Annotated in this window: 19 protein-coding genes; 8 read left to right on the top strand and 11 right to left on the bottom strand. The window is 67.2% G+C overall.

Annotation, left to right across the window (positions count from 1 at the left end; all coding sequences use genetic code 11):
* Nucleotides 1-17: 17 nt before the first annotated feature.
* Together ACZ5IK_RS30605 and ACZ5IK_RS30600 are read right to left on the bottom strand one after the other, a co-directional pair.
* Nucleotides 18-317, bottom strand: coding sequence for a hypothetical protein (locus ACZ5IK_RS30605; RefSeq protein WP_465490872.1), 300 nt, complete (start codon nucleotides 315-317; stop codon nucleotides 18-20).
* Entirely contained in the window at nucleotides 310-663 is a 354-nt protein-coding gene (locus ACZ5IK_RS30600) for a DUF3253 domain-containing protein (RefSeq protein WP_465490871.1), read from the bottom strand. The genes ACZ5IK_RS30605 and ACZ5IK_RS30600 overlap by 8 nt, the downstream gene beginning before the upstream one ends.
* Nucleotides 664-790: 127 nt before the next feature.
* Here ACZ5IK_RS30600 and ACZ5IK_RS30595 point away from each other — a divergent pair, with 127 nt between their 5' ends.
* Both ACZ5IK_RS30595 and ACZ5IK_RS30590 read left to right on the top strand, forming a co-directional pair.
* Nucleotides 791-1,594, top strand: a complete 804-nt coding sequence (locus tag ACZ5IK_RS30595; RefSeq protein ID WP_465490870.1) for an alpha/beta fold hydrolase — start codon at nucleotides 791-793, stop codon at nucleotides 1,592-1,594.
* Nucleotides 1,594-2,862 (top strand): PP2C family protein-serine/threonine phosphatase, encoded by a 1,269-nt coding sequence (locus tag ACZ5IK_RS30590; RefSeq protein ID WP_465490869.1) that lies wholly within the window; start codon nucleotides 1,594-1,596, stop codon nucleotides 2,860-2,862. The genes ACZ5IK_RS30595 and ACZ5IK_RS30590 overlap by 1 nt, the downstream gene beginning before the upstream one ends.
* Nucleotides 2,863-2,878: 16 nt before the next feature.
* Here ACZ5IK_RS30590 and ACZ5IK_RS30585 read toward each other — a convergent pair whose 3' ends face one another.
* Complete coding sequence (locus ACZ5IK_RS30585) at nucleotides 2,879-4,249, bottom strand: beta-ketoacyl [acyl carrier protein] synthase domain-containing protein (RefSeq protein ID WP_465490868.1); 1,371 nt, start codon at nucleotides 4,247-4,249, stop codon at nucleotides 2,879-2,881.
* Between the two features lie 180 nt (nucleotides 4,250-4,429).
* Here ACZ5IK_RS30585 and asnB point away from each other — a divergent pair, with 180 nt between their 5' ends.
* Nucleotides 4,430-6,241: an asparagine synthase (glutamine-hydrolyzing) gene (asnB, locus tag ACZ5IK_RS30580; protein WP_465490867.1), complete on the top strand. Its 1,812-nt coding sequence runs from the start codon at nucleotides 4,430-4,432 to the stop codon at nucleotides 6,239-6,241.
* 35 nt (nucleotides 6,242-6,276) lie between these two features.
* On the opposite strand, the gene ACZ5IK_RS30575 is transcribed toward asnB, so the two are convergent.
* The 4 genes from ACZ5IK_RS30575 to ACZ5IK_RS30560 form a co-directional block, all read right to left on the bottom strand.
* Nucleotides 6,277-7,767 carry a SulP family inorganic anion transporter gene (locus ACZ5IK_RS30575; protein WP_465491012.1) on the bottom strand — a complete coding sequence of 497 codons (1,491 nt, stop codon included), beginning with the start codon at nucleotides 7,765-7,767 and terminating at the stop codon, nucleotides 6,277-6,279.
* A 316-nt stretch (nucleotides 7,768-8,083) separates the two neighbouring features.
* Nucleotides 8,084-9,028, bottom strand: coding sequence for a methylenetetrahydrofolate reductase (locus ACZ5IK_RS30570; protein WP_465490866.1), 945 nt, complete (start codon nucleotides 9,026-9,028; stop codon nucleotides 8,084-8,086).
* 92 nt (nucleotides 9,029-9,120) lie between these two features.
* Nucleotides 9,121-9,339, bottom strand: coding sequence for a hypothetical protein (locus ACZ5IK_RS30565; RefSeq protein WP_465490865.1), 219 nt, complete (start codon nucleotides 9,337-9,339; stop codon nucleotides 9,121-9,123).
* A 165-nt stretch (nucleotides 9,340-9,504) separates the two neighbouring features.
* On the bottom strand, nucleotides 9,505-10,488 hold the full coding sequence (locus ACZ5IK_RS30560) for an ArsR/SmtB family transcription factor (RefSeq protein ID WP_465490864.1): 984 nt from the start codon (nucleotides 10,486-10,488) through the stop codon (nucleotides 9,505-9,507).
* 186 nt (nucleotides 10,489-10,674) lie between these two features.
* Here ACZ5IK_RS30560 and ACZ5IK_RS30555 point away from each other — a divergent pair, with 186 nt between their 5' ends.
* Together ACZ5IK_RS30555 and ACZ5IK_RS30550 are read left to right on the top strand one after the other, a co-directional pair.
* Entirely contained in the window at nucleotides 10,675-11,094 is a 420-nt protein-coding gene (locus ACZ5IK_RS30555) for a hypothetical protein (protein WP_465490863.1), read from the top strand.
* A gap of 354 nt (nucleotides 11,095-11,448) precedes the next feature.
* The gene (locus tag ACZ5IK_RS30550; RefSeq protein WP_465490862.1) at nucleotides 11,449-12,462 is read left to right on the top strand and encodes a hypothetical protein; all 1,014 of its coding nucleotides are present in this window, start codon (nucleotides 11,449-11,451) and stop codon (nucleotides 12,460-12,462) included.
* 421 nt (nucleotides 12,463-12,883) lie between these two features.
* On the opposite strand, the gene ACZ5IK_RS30545 is transcribed toward ACZ5IK_RS30550, so the two are convergent.
* The 3 genes from ACZ5IK_RS30545 to ACZ5IK_RS30535 all read right to left on the bottom strand — a co-directional run bounded on the left by ACZ5IK_RS30545 (nucleotide 12,884) and on the right by ACZ5IK_RS30535 (nucleotide 15,200).
* Nucleotides 12,884-13,033, bottom strand: a complete 150-nt coding sequence (locus ACZ5IK_RS30545) for a hypothetical protein (protein WP_465490861.1) — start codon at nucleotides 13,031-13,033, stop codon at nucleotides 12,884-12,886.
* Nucleotides 13,034-13,144: 111 nt separating this feature from the next.
* Nucleotides 13,145-13,831: a hypothetical protein gene (locus ACZ5IK_RS30540; protein ID WP_465490860.1), complete on the bottom strand. Its 687-nt coding sequence runs from the start codon at nucleotides 13,829-13,831 to the stop codon at nucleotides 13,145-13,147.
* Nucleotides 13,832-14,030: 199 nt separating this feature from the next.
* Nucleotides 14,031-15,200, bottom strand: a complete 1,170-nt coding sequence (locus ACZ5IK_RS30535) for an MFS transporter (RefSeq protein ID WP_465490859.1) — start codon at nucleotides 15,198-15,200, stop codon at nucleotides 14,031-14,033.
* Nucleotides 15,201-15,295: 95 nt separating this feature from the next.
* Here ACZ5IK_RS30535 and ACZ5IK_RS30530 point away from each other — a divergent pair, with 95 nt between their 5' ends.
* The 3 genes from ACZ5IK_RS30530 (at nucleotide 15,296) to ACZ5IK_RS30520 (ending at nucleotide 16,926) form a co-directional block, all read left to right on the top strand.
* Entirely contained in the window at nucleotides 15,296-16,189 is an 894-nt protein-coding gene (locus tag ACZ5IK_RS30530) for a LysR family transcriptional regulator (protein ID WP_465490858.1), read from the top strand.
* A 64-nt stretch (nucleotides 16,190-16,253) separates the two neighbouring features.
* Nucleotides 16,254-16,439 (top strand): hypothetical protein, encoded by a 186-nt coding sequence (locus ACZ5IK_RS30525; protein ID WP_465490857.1) that lies wholly within the window; start codon nucleotides 16,254-16,256, stop codon nucleotides 16,437-16,439.
* Between the two features lie 61 nt (nucleotides 16,440-16,500).
* Nucleotides 16,501-16,926, top strand: coding sequence for an ester cyclase (locus ACZ5IK_RS30520; protein ID WP_465490856.1), 426 nt, complete (start codon nucleotides 16,501-16,503; stop codon nucleotides 16,924-16,926).
* On the opposite strand, the gene ACZ5IK_RS30515 is transcribed toward ACZ5IK_RS30520, so the two are convergent.
* Entirely contained in the window at nucleotides 16,910-17,044 is a 135-nt protein-coding gene (locus tag ACZ5IK_RS30515) for a hypothetical protein (RefSeq protein WP_465490855.1), read from the bottom strand. The two genes, ACZ5IK_RS30520 and ACZ5IK_RS30515, sit on opposite strands and share 17 nt — an antisense overlap.
* Between the last annotated feature and the right edge of the window lie 93 nt (nucleotides 17,045-17,137).

Here is a 17,137-nt window from a genome sequence, read left to right as displayed (position 1 = left end):
GTCGGAAACGGCAGCGTTCAGCTCAAGAGGTCCAGGCCGTGTCGCCACCGTTGCCGCCGCTCCGCGGAATCCTGATCCCACCAAGGAGTACCGCGCTCGCCCAAAGCGACCTTGGCGGTATGCACCCGCGCCCGAGCGTCCCGCTCCGCTTCGACGTCCTGAGCACGGCAGGCCGCACCCACATCCCGGCGAGCCCGCATCAGCAGACTGCGCAACCGAGCCGCCGCTTCCTCCGGGACCTCCGGATCAGTGGCCCGCCAACGCCTGCCATCGATCACCACGAAGTGCCCGTCAGGCGTGCGATCCGGCTCAGCCATCCGCGTGCCCAGACAGCCGGATCCTGACCGGCCCCTCCCACACTCCATCCGGATCGACCGACCGGCCACGCTGGGTCAGCCGCACCTCTCCAGACCGTGCGAGTTCACGCGCCAGTTCCCGAGCCCGCGGCAGCAGCGGACGCCAGTCGTCCGCCAGCGCCCTGGCCGCGTCAGAAGGACAGGTGCTGCTGTCCGCGCCTCGCGCGAAAGCCAAGGCGAGGATCGCGGCCCGCAGCCGTTCTCGAAGCGGTCCGGCACCCAACGCGACCCGGGAATGACCCGCGCCCGGCCCCGAGCCCTCCCGGATCCGCTCCAGTTCTCGTCGTGGCCCTGGCCGATCGGTCATACCGCCAGGATCGCACCGATCAAACCGGCCCGCCTTGCAGGAAACCACGGCCGCCGCAACCAGACGGCGGCATCGCTCGCAGGTTGCTACGTTCGATCATGGCAGATCGGGATGCGAGGATGCGCGTATGGACGTAAGTCGACGGAACAACGTCGTCGTCGCCGGGCCGCCCGTTGGGCCGGTGGTGATGCTCGCGCACGGATTCGGTTGTGATCAGAACATGTGGCGCCTGGTGGCGCCGGCACTGGCCGAGCGCCATCGGGTGGTGTCGTTCGACTACGTCGGTTCGGGACGATCGGAAATGTCCGCTTGGGACGAACGGCGGTATTCGTCTTTGGACGGTTACGCGCGCGACGTTCTGGACATCTGCGAGGAGCTCGACCTGCGCGAGGTCACTTTCGTCGGGCACTCGGTGAGCGCGATGGTGGGCGTACTCGCGGCGAAGGCGGCGCGCGAACGGTTCGCGTCGCTGGTCTTGCTCGTACCGTCACCCCGCTACATCGACGACGGGGACTACCGTGGCGGGTTCAGCGCCGAGGACATCGAGGAACTCTTGGAATCACTGGAATCCAACTATCTCGGCTGGTCGTCGGCCATGGCTCCGGTGATCATGGGCAACCCCGACCGGCCAGAGCTGGGCGAAGAGCTGACCGCCAGCTTCTGCGCCACCGATCCGGCGGTCGCCAGAGTGTTCGCCCGCACGACTTTCCTCTCCGACTCGCGTGCCGATCTGGCCGGAGTGGACCTCCCGACGATGATCCTGGACTGCACGCAGGACGCGATTTCCCCGCCGGAGGTCGGTGCCTTCGTGCACGCGTCCATGCCGAGCAGCCGGTTGCGCACCCTCGACGCGGTCGGGCACTGCCCGCAGCTGAGCGCTCCGCAAGCGACCACCGACGCCATCCTCGAGTTCCTGGAACACCGGCGTTGATGACCCGCCGCGGGCACTGCCCGCCACATCAGCCCGATGACGCGGGCACGGACGTGGCCTTCTCCGCCTTGTTGGAGGACAGCGCCGAAGATCTTTACGAGAACGCGCCCTGCGGATACCTGTCCACCCTGATGGACGGCACGATCGCGAAGATCAACAGCACCCTGCTGGAGTGGCTTGGCCACCGGCGCGACGAGGTCGTCGGCCGGATGCGGTTCTCCGATCTGCTCACCGTGGGCGGGAAGCTTTACCACGAAACGCATTTCGCGCCGCTTCTGCACCTGCACGGTGAAGCGAAAGGCATCGCGCTGGAACTACGCACCGCCACCCGCGAAAAGCTGCCGGTGCTGGTCACCTCGGTGGTCAAACGGGGTGGCGGAGGCGAGCCGCTGCTGATCCGTACCACGATCTTCGACGCCCGCGAGCGACGCTCGTACGAACAAGAACTGCTTCGCGGACAGCGAAGCGCCGAAGAGGCGCGCAAGCAAGCGGACGCCGACCGGGAACGACTGCAACACGCGCTGGCGGTCCTGCAGAAGAGCCTGCTACCCGAAACCCTGCCGCAGGTGCCGAACCTACGGACCGCCGCCCACTACCACACGGCCTCCCCCGACCAGCTCGGCGGCGATTTCTACGACCTGTTCCCGCTCGCGGACGACCGGTGGGCGTTCTTCCTCGGCGACGTCTGCGGCAAGGGACCCGAGGCGGCGGCGGTGACCTCGCTGACCCGCTACACCCTGCGCGCCGCCGCGATGCACGACCCCGACCCGATCGCCACGCTGACCACACTGAACTCCGTGCTGTACCAGCGCTACACCGGCGGTGACACCCGTTTCTGCACCGCGATCTTCGGCACCCTCGAACCCGAAAACGGCGCCATGCGGGTCCGGCTCGCCACGGGCGGGCACCCGCCGGCACTCATCACCCGCGCAGACGGCGGCGCCGACTACCTCCAGACGCCGGGCGGGATGCTGCTCGGCTTCCTGGCCAACCCGGCGTTCACCCCGGCCGAAACGATACTGCGGCCGGGCGACACGATGCTGCTCTACACCGACGGCCTCACCGAAGCCCGCACCGGCCCTGGCCGTACCCTTTACGGAGAAGATGCCCTCCGCTACCGCGTCGGCGAGCTCGCGCCGGTATCGCCGGAAAAGCTGATCACCGACCTCACCGAACTGCTCGGCAGCTTCGGTGACGGCCTCGGTGACGACGCGGCCCTGCTCGCCATCGGCGTCCCCGGGAAAACCTCGAGTCCACCACGAGGTTGAAGGCGACGCTTCACGCTCACGATCGCTGGCGGTCACGCCTCCCCTGATCGTTTGTACGCTGCTTCGGCTGATGTGCCGTAGACCGCTCTGTGATGCCGGGCGGTTCACCGATCACGATGTGGACGAAGATGCCGGACAGCCCGTACGTACTGACTCCGGCCACGGCCGCGCCGGGGTAGGGCCAGTCGAGCTGGTCGGGGACACCGGCGATGTTCAGCCCGGTCCAGTCGACGCCGGAGGTGGGCTGGTCACAGTGCAGGCTGGCGGGAATGCTGCGGTGCCGCACGATGAGGGCGGCCTTGATCAGACCGGCGATTCCCCCGGCCGCCTCCGGATGCCCGATGTTCGTCTTGACCGAGCCGACCAGACAGGGCTGCCCCGGTTCCCGATGGCGTCCGATGGCGGTGCCGATCGCCTGCAGTTCAAGGGTGTCCCCGGTGGGAGCGGCGTTGCCGTGTGCCTCGACGTAACCGAGGCGTTCGGGCGCGATGCCGGCGTTGGCGCAGGCCCGGTCGATGACTTGGAGGTAGCCCGGTATCGACGGCGCGATGATCGCCTTCGCCGTCCGTCCTTTGCTGGCCTGCGCGCTACCGAGGATCACCGCGTGGATCGTGTCGCCGTCGGACCGCGCCTGATCCAGTCGTTTGAGGACGACCACGCCCGCGCCGTCACTGCGGATGAAGCCGTCGGCGTTCTCGTCGGCGAAGCTGCAGCGGCCGGTGGCCGACAACATGCCCGCCGCGGAGTAGCCGACCGTGTGGTCGGTGCCCAGCACGAGGCTGACCCCGCCGGCCACGGCGGTGTCGCACTCGCCGGTGCGCAGGCTCTGGCAGGCCAGATGCACGGCCAAGGTGCCCGAGGAGCACGCGGCGTCCACTGTGGCGCAGGGACCACGCAGATCCCAGGCGTGACTGATGCGTCCCGAAGCCATGCTGCGCGCGGCGGCGCCGGCGATGGCGTACATGTCCACCGTCACGTTCGCACGGAGCGCGTCCCAGTGTTCCCCGGTGCTCTGTCCCATGAAGACGCCGATGTCTTGCCCTGCAAGCGATTCCGCGGCGAGACCCGCATCGCGGAGGGCGTCGTGCGTGGTGGTCAGCAGGACCTGATGCTGTGGATCGAGGACGGCGGCTTCGCGCTCGCTGATCCCGAAGAGCGCGGGATCGAAATCACCGGCGTAGTCGACGAAACCGCCCGCGCGACTGACCAAGCGACCCGACCGGCGTGGGGCCGGGTCGTAGAGATCCGCCGTGTCGATCCGGCCGTCGGGAGCCGACGGCGCGACCGCGTCACCCCGCTCACCGAGCAGTTCCCAGAGCCGACCATAGGTAGGCGCGCCGGGAAACCGGCACCCCATCCCGATGATCGCGATCGGGTCGTACGACATCTGTCCCGCCTCGCGTGTGCCGTAGCTGGTTACGACCTGACTTCCACTCGTTGGTGACAGGCCCGGATACCCGGAATCTTTGCACTCTATGTGATCATTCGTGCCGTTCGGGTAGTCACTCGGGGTCGTTTTGGTCGCCGCCGGTCGGCGTCTCATGGTGGGTCCCGGAGGACTTCGGCAATGTGCGGTATCGCGGGCTGGGTCGATCCGACCCGCTCATTGAGGGACAAGGGCCGCGTGGTCCGGGCGATGGCCGACACGCTGGCCGCCAGAGGACCGGACAGCGAGGGTGTGTGGGCAGGCGCGAACGCGGTACTCGGCCACCGCAGGCTCGCGGTGATGGATCCCGAGCACGGCGAGCAGCCCATGCTGCTCAGCGATGACCGGGATCAGCCGCTCACGGTCATCAGCTACTCCGGCGAGGTGTTCAACCACCTCGAACTCCGCGCGGAGCTGGAACTGCTCGGCCACAAGTTCCGCACGGACACCGACACCGAAGTCGTCCTGCACGCCTGCCGGGAATGGGGAACCGGGGTCGCCGAACATCTGAACGGGATGTTCGCCTTCGCGGTCTGGGACGCGCGGCGAGGACGGCTTCTGCTCGTCCGCGACCGGCTCGGTGTCAAGCCCTTGTTCTACGCTCCTCACGGCCACGGCGTCCTCTTCGCCTCCGAGCCGAAAGCCTTGTTCGCCAGTGGATTGATCACCCCGGCCGTCGACGACGACGGGTTGCGCGACTTCCTGGCGTCCGTCAGGACTCCCGGCGGCAGCCTCTTCCGAGGCGTGCACGAGGTCCGGCCCGGCACCATGGTGGTGGTCGACGACCGGGGAATCCGTGAACACCGTTACTGGGCACTGCGGGCTCGCCCGCACACCGCCGACGTACCCGGCACTGTGGACCACGTGCGAGACCTGTTGGGAGACATCGCAAACCGGCACGTGCGCGCCGATGTCCCGCTCGGCGCGCTGTTGTCCGGCGGGCTGGACTCCAGCGCGCTGGCCGCGCTGGGCCGTCGCTCCACACACGGACGGTTACGCACTTTCTCGGTCGACTTCGACGGCCGGTTCGTCCCGGACCGGCTCCGTGCCACTCCCGACGCCCCCTATGTGCGGGACATGGTCAGCCACTGCGGACTCGACCACCGCGACATCGTCCTCGACTCGGCGGCGCTGACCGATCCCGCCACCCGGCAGGCCGTGGTCACCGCCCGGGACGCACCGGCGACCGGCGACATGGACACCTCGCTGTACCTGCTGTTCCAAGCCGTCCGGGACCACGCGACAGTGGTGATCTCCGGGGAAAGCGCCGACGAAGTCTTCGGCGGCTACCCGTGGTTCCACGATCCGGCCGCACTGACCACCGGCGACTACCCCTGGCGATATCTCACCGGCCGCAGCGGCACGTATCAGGCTCTGCTGCGAGAGGACGTCGCCGCCGCACTCGACGTCGCCACCCATCGCGAAAACCACTATCGGCAGGCCCTGGCCGAAGTTCCCGTGCTGCCAGGGGAAACCGGAATCCAGAGGCGCATGCGGGAGGTGTTCCACCTGCACCTGACCCGGTGGCTGCCCGACCTGCTCGATCGCAAGGACCGGCTGAGCATGGCCGTCGGCCTGGAAGTACGAGTCCCGTTCTGCGACCACCGCCTCGTCGAATACGCCTTCAACACCCCTTGGGCACACCACACCTTCGACGGCCAGGAGAAATCCCTCCTCCGCGCGGCCACCGCCGGCCTGCTCCCCGCCAGTGTCGTGAACAGGACCAAAGCCCCGTACCCCATTACCCAGGACGTCGCCTACGACCGCGCGATCCGCGACCAGGCAGGTGACCTGGCGGCGACACCGACCGCTCCGGTGTGGACTTTCCTCGACCCGCAACGGCTTCGCGATCGGCTCGCGCGCCCGGTGACCGACCGCGCCACCCGGGCGGGCATCGATTTCGCCCTCAACCTCGACCTGTGGCTGTCGTCATCGTCGTCCTGGTCGCGCTGATCACGGCCTCAGCCGTGGCCACTGTCCAGCCTGCGTCAGTGGCTGCCGGCGAGTTCGCCGGACAGCCTTCCGTGCATCCGGGCGCTGTGCTTGTTCAGGCCGACGATCTCGACGGTTTTGCCTCGTGACGCGTATTTGGTGGTGATCGCGTCGAGGGCCGCGACGGTGGAGGCGTCCCAGATGTGGGCGCCGGTGAGATCGATGACGACCTTGTCCGGGTCGTTCGCGTAGTCGAACTGGTAGACCAAGTCGTTGCTGGAGGCGAAGAACAGTTCGCCGGTGACGGCGTAGTCGACCTGGGTGCCGTCCGGGTCGACCACGGCGGTGACCTCGACCAGGTGCGCGACCCTGCGCGCGAAGATCACCATCGCGGTGATCGAGCCGACGACCACGCCGATCGCGAGGTTGTCGGTGGCCACCACGACGGCCACGGTGACGACCATGACGATCGTCTCGCCCCACGGCATCCGCTTGAGCGTGCCCGGAGCGACACTGTGCCAGTCGAAGGTGCCGAACGCGACGAGCACCATCACCGCGACCAGCGCGGCCATCGGGATCTGCGATACCAGCGGGCCGAAGACGATGCACAGCACCATGAGGAACGTCCCGGCCAAGAACGTGGACAGGCGGGTCCTGGCGCCGGCGGTCTTCACGTTGATCATGGTCTGCCCGATCATCGCGCAGCCGCCCATGCCACCGAAGAAGCCGGTGACGATGTTGGCGACACCTTGGCCGATCGCCTCGCGGGTCTTGTTGGAGTGGGTGTCGGTGATGTCGTCGACGAGCTTCGCGGTCATCAGCGACTCCATCAGCCCCACCAACGCGAACGCGAGCGCGTACGGCGCGAGCATGCCGAGCGTGGCGAAGGTGAACGGCACATCCGGAACACCGAGTGACGGCAGAGAGGAAGGCAAGACACCCTTGTCCCCCACGGTCGGGACCGCGATGCCCGCGGCGATCGTCAGCGCCGTCAAGGCCACAATGGACACCAGCGGTGCCGGAATCACCTTGGTCAGCTTCGGAAACAGCACCATCAGCACGAGCCCGCCCGCGAACAACGGGTACACCGGCCACGGCACGTCGATCAGCTCCGGCACCTGCGCCAGGAAGATCAGGATCGCCAGCGCGTTGACGAACCCGACCATCACACTGCGCGGCACGAACCGCATCAACCGCGCCACACCCAGCGAACCGAGCACGATCTGGAACAGACCACCCAGGATCACCGTGGCGATCAGATAGTTCAACCCATGTTCACGCACCAACGGCGCGACCACGAGCGCGATCGCGCCGGTCGCGGCGGAGATCATCGCCGAGCGACCGCCCACGATCGAGATCACGACCGCCATGGTGAACGAGGCGAACAACCCGACACTCGGGTCCACGCCCGCGATGATGGAGAAGGAGATCGCCTCCGGGATCAGCGCGAGCGCGACCACCAGCCCGGCGAGGATCTCGGTGCGAGCGACCTTGGGCGACAGCCACGACGGACGCGAACCGCGCAGGCGCGTCGACACCTGGGACACAAGACTCGACACAGAAAGACAACCTGACTTTCTCGGGCGCCAGACAGGGGCGCGGAACACTCTCACGCCATCACGCGTGCTGAAAGATCCTCGGCTCGAAAGACGGGGAGTCGGTGCCCAGTGGGATGGTGGGCAGGTCACGACCACCGTCGACAACTCTCACCTCACGTTAGAGCAGAGATCGTCGGGCCGCGCAGGTCCCGGGCGTGAGTGAGGGCGGGATCACTGATGCGGGGCGACCGCGACCAGCTGGCTCAGCACACTGACAAAAGTTGATCACGACCTGGCTGCGCATCCATTCGCCGGTCACCGCCGCTTACTCGGATGGCCTGCCACGTTCGAGCAGCCGGCCCAGTTCGTCTGCGAGGGCGACCGATGCCTCGATCTCGACCCTGCGAATGGACACGCTTTCGACGAGAAAGCCGAACGGCATGCCGAGCTTGCGGCAGAAGGCGACCAAGTCACGCGCGGTCGCCACACAGTGTTCGTACGATTCGGCCAGCGTGTCGTCCGCGTGGCGCAGGGAGTTCTCGAGCCAGCGCGGGACATCGACGCCGAGCCACTTGAGGAACGCCAGTGTCTTCACCGACCCGCACACCGAGAGCGTGAAGAGGACGGGCTTGGGCGTGAGTCGCCTCTCGCGGCAGGCGTAGAAGTAGTCCGAGACCATGCTCTTCGCCGCGTCAGCGTTGTAGACGACCTGCGAGATGAAGTACGAACATCCCGCCTCCTGCTTGGCGACCAGCCGCAGGTGCTCCTCGGGGCGCTCGGTGATGGCGACGCCGCCGAGCAGCATGTCCGGACGGATGTCCCGGCGCAGGTCCTGCGCCTCGGACAAGCGGGTCAGCACCGGCTTGCCTTTCGAGGACGCACCGACGAAGACACCGTGCACGCGCTCAGGATCCGCGGTCCGGAGCCAGGTCCGCAGTTCGGCCTCGGCGTACTTGCCGACGCACCGGTAGACGATCGCGGGGCGGTTCCACCCGTCGAGGTAGTCCGAATGATAGACGGCGGGATCCATGGTCGGCAGGTAGGGAAACGGCCGCTCCGCCGGATTGCGGTCGCTTTCGTCGTCGATGTCGTAGAGCGCCAGACCGTCCACATTGAGAGCGGCCAAGCGTCCCAGGGTGGCCGCGGTGATCTCGCGGATCCGTTCAGGAGTGGCGCTCAGGCGAGGCGGCGTGATGCCGAACAGGAGAATGCCGCTCTCGGCGTTGGTCACCAGCGTCCGGAAAGCCGCGCTGTCGCTGTGGTCCACCATGACGCGGAAGCTAGCAGTTCGCCCGCCGGGCGGTAGGCGCGCGTCACCTCGTGAGACCCAACTTGAGGCGCAGGGGTGGATCGGCGTGGGTGTCAGAACGGGGTCAGAGCGTCGTGGACACGTCGGCGGATTTCTGTGGCCTCGCGGGCGCGGCCGTTGTCGTCGTAGACGGCGGCGGCTTCCTGCCAGCAGGTGACGGCTTCGCTGGTGTGGCCGAGTTGGTGGAGGCAGGTCGCCAGGACTTCCAGCGGCATCGCGCACCGCGCGCTGATGTGGCCCTGTCCGCCGCCGATCGCCGAACCCCTCGACATCGGCCACCACGATCAAGTGATGCCGCGAACCCCACCCCTCCGACATCGCCACACCCTCCCTACGCCCGCCGAACAAGCCGGCTCGACAAGAGTCTCAAGAACACGGGCACCGATAAGGGCCGCGACCGGTTCAGGTCATGCGCCAAGCGACTCGCGGTGGGCCGGTCAGTCGCGGGCTTCTTCCAGCAGACGTGCTGCTTGCGCGGTCCGCTGATACAACACGGAGCGCCCGGCTCTGGCTTTGGTGACGAGGCCCGCGCGATGCAGTGCGCTGAGGTGGTAGGAGACGGTGCCTGGGGCGTATCCGTTCCGGGTGGCGAGTTCTGTGGTGGATCGGGCGGTTTCGAGGTCCGCCAGCAGAGCCGCTCGGGCATTGCCGACCACGTGCGCGATACTTCCGGCCCCGCGATCCTGGCTGGTTCCGATCCGTTGGGCCGGGTAATAGAGGACGAACTGCCCGGGTGTATCGACCTGGATGATGACGTCGGGCCAGCTGAGCACGCTGGGGGCGAGGACCAGGTCCCGGCCGATGACGTCGATTTCGCCGTCCCACGGCTTGGCGATGGTGACCGCGTCGCCGGCCCAATCGATGGCGGGGTGGAGCGCTCCGAGCGTCCGGCCGACGCCGTGGGTGGCGGCGGCCGTCGCGCGATGGGCGATGTCCTGGTCGATGATCGAGCGCAGTTCGGGCCAGCCGTCGGAGAGGGTGTCCCGCCAGAACCGGGCGAGACCGTTGGCGAGACGTCGCTGCATCCTCCCCGACTCCGCGATCCGGCGGGTCGTGTCCCGCAGCGGCCTGCTCCAGTGGATCTGGGTGTAGGTGAAGACCTGGTTTTCCAAGTCGTCCTGCGCCGCCGCCTCGATCTGCGCGATCTGCTCGTCGAGCAGGTCACGACGCCGCCCGCCCGTCCCTGGTTGCGGGGTGAGCAGGTCAGGCGTGTAGGTGTCGCCGTTCTGCGGCAACAGGTCCGCGAGCAGGGCGACGTCAGGATGGGCAAGGGACGCACGGGCAAGTGGCCCGGGGTCTCCGAACACCGGGTGCCGTCCCGAAGCGGCGGTGAGTTTCAGCCACGCCATGGACTCCGATGCGGGGGAAGGCGACCACCGCGTCCTGGACACCGTGTCGGCGTCTACACGCAAGGTGAGCACTGCGCCGACGGTAGCAGTTGTCGCGATGGATTTGAACGGGCTCGAATGCTTTCCGCCGCAAGGCCTGCACGCGGTTGAGTGGTGTCGCCGAACAACGGATACTCGAAGAATTGGGGAGTGGTCGTCATGCCGAGTTCGAAGGACACTACGAAGACGAAAAGCCGCACGAGGAAGGTAGGTGCGGTCGTGGCCGCGGTCGCGTCGGTGGGCGGCATGGTCTTCGCGGCGACACCGGCCACCGCCGCCGGCTACCCCACCAGCACCTTCGAGATCGTGTACGGGGCGAGCTATTACAAAGGCACGGTCACCTGGTACAACCGGTCGGTCGGAGTCGATGGAGCGTTCAAAGCCAGCGGGTACCGGCGGATTTACGCAGATGCCTGGGTGGGCACCACCACCAAACTGGACACCGAGAGCTCCAGCACCTGGTACAACAGGTCCGGGCCGGCGTCCCTTCCCCTCGATGCCGACGTCGTCGGCGGGGCCACCAGAGCCCGTGTCTGGATGACCACCGGAAATCCAGCCGAAGGCCTCCAGTACGTCACCTGCTACCGCGGCGTCAGCCGATGCGCCGGCCCTTTCGCGGGATTGCCGCCGAACAGCTGACCGGGGCGCGAGAAGGTCGATCAACGGTCCGGGCCTCCGTGGCAGGTCGAGGTTGTTCCTGATCCACTCGAACGGCGGATGGTCCGGTAAAAGGACACCACGCAGTATGAGTGACTGCCCGACCGTCGGGCGTCGCGAGGAAGCCTTCTGTATCTGGGTGCGCTTTCGGGGAAGCGTGGCCCTCTGCCGCAGTACCGGTCGATCACCGCACATGCGTCCTGCATCTTCGTCATGAACCGGAAGCATGCGCGATTCCAGCGGGTGGCGCGTATCGACGATCGGACATCATTTCGGTATGCGCCGATGCGGTATCCACCGGGTCCTGAATAGGAAATACCGACAAGGAGATCCGACGTGAAATTCCGTTCCCTGGCCGTGATGGGGGTGTTGGCACTGGTCGCCTGTCTGCTGGTCGCCACGCCCGCACAGGCGGCGACATCCGTGACCTTCACCCCGCGAACGATCCTGGCGCCCGGGCTACCACCGGGTGGCGGGGTCGACCAGAACGTCACTCCCGTGGGCACCGTCTCGCTGAACATGACCGCCACGCAGACCGCATACGTGGTCTCGAAGATGCGGGTCAACAACGCCACCATCCGCAGCCTCTTCGACAACGAGGTCGTCTGCCGGGGCCCGGGCGGCTGGAGCAAGAACATGGTGATCGGGCAGAACGTGTACGACACGAACTCGGGCTCGCCGTTGCAGGACGTGACGCTCTACACCCGTTTCCTCATCCACCCCGGCGTCGCCGGCACGGTCACCTGCACCGCGAACGTGCGGGGCAACTCGCTCGGCGCCAACGACGCCACCTACCGGTTGGACAGCGGGTACCTCACGTTCGCCGACACCTCGGTCACCAACGCCACCGACGGGCAACCGGTGCAATCCAGCGTCGGCGCGGGAGTGCACGGCCTCAACTCCGGCACCCCGGTGGTGCGACTGCCCGCGCTCGACTACTTCACCCTCCCCACGACCGTGCAGGGCCTCAACGTGGTCGGCGACGTCGAACTGATGATCTGCTGGCCGAACACGCCATGCGACAAGTACAAGACGTCCCAAGTGAAGTTCACGCTCTTCATCAACCAATGGAAGTCCGACGGCACACTCTGCAAAACCGACAGCAGCATCCAGGCCACACACGAAGTGCCGTACTGGGTACACCACAAATACGTGCCACTCAACAAAGCGGACTTCACCGTGAGCAAGGAACCAGGCTGCATCCCCCGGTTCAACGCCTACGTCAAAGCCGAATGGCTGGACGGCGAGACCGCCGGCATCCAGGGAACGGCCACCGGACTCCCCGACTCACGCAACTCGACCACCACGCACGACTCCGACATGAGCCACGCGTACGTCCTGCCGTACTGATCCATCCACCTTCGACCATGTCTCACGTGGACACGGTGAAGCAAGTGTCCCGGCCGACCCGGCCTGAGGGCTCGATGCCGTTGCGGGCGACACGCATGGTGCGGTCGCCCGCCGCGGCGGGCAGATCGTCGAGGCCGCGTGGTGCTGGTCGGCGACGACTGGTACTCGGCCATCCTCAGTGTCGGGCGATCGCCCGACCGGCTGGGTCGTGCTTGTCGTAGCCCAGGTGATCGGCGATCTCGCCGTCCAATGCGGACTCCAGCAACCGCTTCCACGCCGGACATCGACCGATCAGAAGGACCCGCGCTTCGGGACGAGCGCTACCTCTTTCGCCCAAATCCGCTCGCGCCCTGTCTTGGCCCCGGCGTGGTGCACCAAGATCAGCGGCACTGACCGACTTCTACCAGCAGGCCCTGACCGGCTACGCGCGCCACCGCGCGATCATGGAGAACTTCGCGCTGACCTGGTCGACCCCGGACCTGGAGGCATCCACCGACTTCGTCTCGTCGTGGACGAACTGTGCGCCCGCGCCACGGGCCTGCTGCGCCCCGACGACGAATGAGATTGCCATGAAGCCATCCATGAGACGGGGAAGAACCTACACGGTTTTCAGGGTCTCACCGCTCGTGTCGTATCCGGAGAACAGGGGTGGGTCCGTTCTGGCCGCCTCGACTTGTCGACTTCACACGCTTTCCGGCTTCGGGATCGGGACACACGGGAAACGATCGGTGTCGACCGTCGTCCCCTTGGTCGGCCCGCAGAGCTGGAGGCCTTCGGTGTTCGCGCCGTCCTCCAGACTGAAGCCGACCACGCCGATCACGGTTTCGCCCCGGTCGATGTTCCTGCCCATCAGGGAGTCCGCCGACCAACTGGCGTCGCGCCACGTCTTGTCCGCGACTTTGGTTTTGAGGTCGCTGGCGGGGTATGCCTCGGTGAAGCAGTACTGAGGGACCTCTTTCGGCTGATACGGGTCGCACGTTTTCCCGGCCGTGTTGAGGTGACGGAGCTGCAGATACTTGATCTTGGCTCGCTGCACGCCACGATCGGCAAGCTCTCCGGTCGCAGCCACATACACCGCGACGTAGTGCTTTCCCGCCTTCGCCGACACGCCTGCCAGTTCGGGCGTCCAGACGACGTCGACGGCCTTGACCTGTATCGCCAGGTCCAGGCCCGGTTCCGTGGTGACGAGGGCCTGACCGGGGAAGTCGGCGAACTGCGTGTATTTCGGGCCGGACTGGGCCGTGGCCGAGTTATCGGACGGTGTATCGCCGGTGGTCGCCGCCGGGTCGGTGCCGCCGCCGTCACCGGAACACGCGGTGACCAGCAGAACGAGTCCCGCGGCGAGCACGGGCAAGAACCGAGTCGACATGTGACACACTCCCTCAGATCGATGTGACATCGTAGCATTCAGTGTCACTGTGACGCGTGCGGGACCGGCGCGGTTCCCCTGCCTTCGCCCGGGCTGAAGATGTGTCCGACCAAGGCCGGGCAGCACTGTCCACTCAGGACGGTCGCCACCTCGGGCCGCTTCGCGTTCCTGCGCGACGTCCGCGAACCCGCATGACCTGCTAGGCGGACCGGCCACCGGCGGTGGCGAGAACCAGCACCGCCCCGGCCGCGAACACCCCACCGAGCCACATCACCGCGGTGGTCCCGGCCGCGTCCGTGGCCAGCCCGCCGACCAACGCTCCCACCGCGATCGCCGCGTTGAACACTCCGGCGAACAGACCCGACGTCGCCTCACGAGCCTCCGGGGCGGCCGCCAGCATCCAAGCTTGCGCGGCCACCGAGACACCGCCGTACGCCAGGCCCCAGACCACCAAGAGCGCCACGGCTGCCAGTGTGGTCAGCCCCAGGAGCGGAACCAGCGCCATCGTGGCCGACAAAGTCCCGCCGAGCACCAGCAAGGTCACCCGTGGTGATCGCGCCGCTCCGGCGCCCGAGGCGAAATTGCCCGCGACCCCGAAGATCCCGTAGACCAGGAGAAGCGTTCCGATCTGCCCCGCGCTGACCCCGGACACCTTTTCCAGGACCGGCCGGACATAGGTGTACGCGGTGAAATGCCCGATGACGATCAGCGCCACCACGATCAGCCCGAGGCGCACCCGCGGCACACCGGCCAGCCGCAGCATCGCGCCCAGGCGAACGGCCCCTTCCGTCGGCAACGACGGCAGTGACATCACCAGGGCGGCCACTACCACCAGCGAAAGGCCGCCGGCACCTACGAAGGCCATCCGCCAGCCGACCAGTTCCCCGAGACAGGTGCCTGCCGGTACACCCAGCACGGACGCCACGGCGATTCCGCTGAAGATCAGTGAAGTCGCGGATCCGATCGACCGCGGTGGAACCAGCCGCACGGCCAGGCTCGCGGCGATCGCCCACACTCCGCCCATGCCGATCCCGACGAGGACTCGGGCGACCAGCATGACGCCGAAGCCGGGCGACCACGCCGCCAGGAGATTCCCTACCGCCAGCAGCGCCATCAACGCGCACAAAACGGCCCGCCGGTCGAGATTCCCGAGCGCCGGGATCAGCAGGGGTGCGGAGACGGCGGCGACCAGACCGGTGACCGTGAGTGTCAGACCCGCCATACCCTCGGTGACCTGGAGGTCGCGACTGATGGGGGTCAGCAAGCCCACCGGCAGCATTTCCGAGGTGACCACGGTGAAGGTCGCCCCGGCGAGCGAGATCACCGCCGGCCAGCCCTTTTTCCTCTGTTCGGTTTCCTTTGTCGTCACGTGTTCCAGGCAACCGTCGCCCGCTGCCGGGAACAACGGCCGATGTCTCATCCTTCCATGAGCAGGACTACTGGATCCGCGGAAGGAGAAGACCGATGAGCGGCCTGGAGATCCGTGAACTGGAGGCGTTCCTGGTACTCGCCGAGGAGCTGCACTTCGGCCGGGCAGGCGAACGCCTGTACGTCTCTCAGAGCCGGGTCAGTCAGCTGCTCCGCTCACTGGAGGGACGGATCGGCGCGACGCTCGTCGAGCGCACGAGCCGCCGGGTGGAACTGACTCCGCTGGGAGAGAAGTTCCTCGCCGACCTGCGTCCGGCCTATGAGGCGCTGCGGGCCGCCGTGGATCACACCCGGTCCACCGCGCGAGGGATCGGCGGCGTGCTGCGAATCGGCTTCCAGGGCATCATCGACGACCACCTCGCGAACGCCATCGGCGGATTTGAGCAGCACCACCCGGACTGCGCGGTGGAGCTCACCGAAATCCCGCTGGCCGATCCGTTCGGCTCGCTCCGCCGTCGAGAGATCGACGCCGCGGTGGTGCTGCTTCCGGTGGAGGAACCGGATCTCATCCTCGGCCCGGTTTTCTCTCGTCAGCCGCAGATGCTCGCCATCTCGCCTCGGCATCGGTTCGCCCACAGGGAGTCCGTCACCGTCGAGGAGCTGGCGGAATGCCCTCTGATCGGGCTCCGCGGTCCGGCCCCGGAATACTGGCGCCACGCCCAAGCCCCCGAAATCACCCCCGGCGGCCGCCGGATACCGCGCGGCCCGACCGTCGGCACACTGCAGGAAGGCATGGGTCTCGCCGCGGCAGGCCAGGGCGGCATGGTGCTGTGCCGCTCGACAGCCGAACACCAAGGACGGCGGGATTCGGTCGTCTTCGTACCGCTCACCGGGCTGCCGGAATCGGTGCTCGGCGTGGTTTGGCATGCGGAGGACGGCGGCAGAGCGCGTGCCTTCGCCGAGGAGATCGCTGTTCAGGCTCGAAGCTGACCTCGATGTGTGATCGGGCCGTTTCGAAGACCTGAAGGTTTCTCTCCGAATTGTGCATCGGCTCATGGGCACGTGGTCCGGCAAACTCGACGATCCGCACACCTACGACGTGCGCCCGCCGCTCACCGAGTTCGGGAAGTCGGGAAACCGCGACCAAGGTGTGGCGGCACAGTTCCTTTCCGCGGTGCTGCTTCCCGCGGGCGGGCGCTCCGTCTGTGTGTGTCATCTCGCCTTGCAGCCTCATAAGTGAACGGCACACTAGAATTCACTGATCGACTGAACTTATAGACCACTCAAGGAGTTTCCTCAGCATGTCCGACACCACCATGTCCGAAGCCGCCACCGTAGTCAGGCAGTTCTACGCCACACTGAGCACCGGCGATCTGACGCTCGTCGACGCCGTGCTCGCGCCCGACTGGGAAGCCGTGCCCGCGCTGAGCACCGGCGGCCCCGAGGGCTGGAAGGCTACCGTCACCTATCTGCGCACGGCGCTCAGCGACCTCGAACTCGTCATCGAGGACGTCGTCGTGGACGGCGACCGGGTCGCCGTGAGCAGCACGTGCCGCGGGGTCCACACAGGCGAACTGCTGGGCGTGGCCGGGACGGGAAGGAAGGTCGAATTCCAGGCCATCGACGTCCACCGGCTGGAACACGGCCGGATCGTGTGGAGCAGGCACCTGGAGGACCACTTCGGTCTCGCCCTCCAACTCGGGCTCACCTTCACCCCTGCGTCCTGAGCAGGGCACCGGGAAGACCGCGCAGCCAGGCGCCGATCGCTGGCGTGCCCATCAGCACGGGCAGCCGCTCGCCCGAACACGCGGATGCTGTGCGGTGCGTCCCCTGGGAAGAAGACATCCAAGGCACGCAACCGTAGACAGAAGTCGTTCTTCTTTCTGCCCGCCGCGGGTGTGGACGTGCCCAGCCGGAGCCGGCAGTCACGGTCCGGTC

Source organism: Amycolatopsis sp. NPDC031561, from assembly GCF_055580625.1.
The sequence above is the reverse complement of the archived record's forward strand: the minus strand, read 5'-3'. Positions and strand labels throughout refer to the sequence as shown.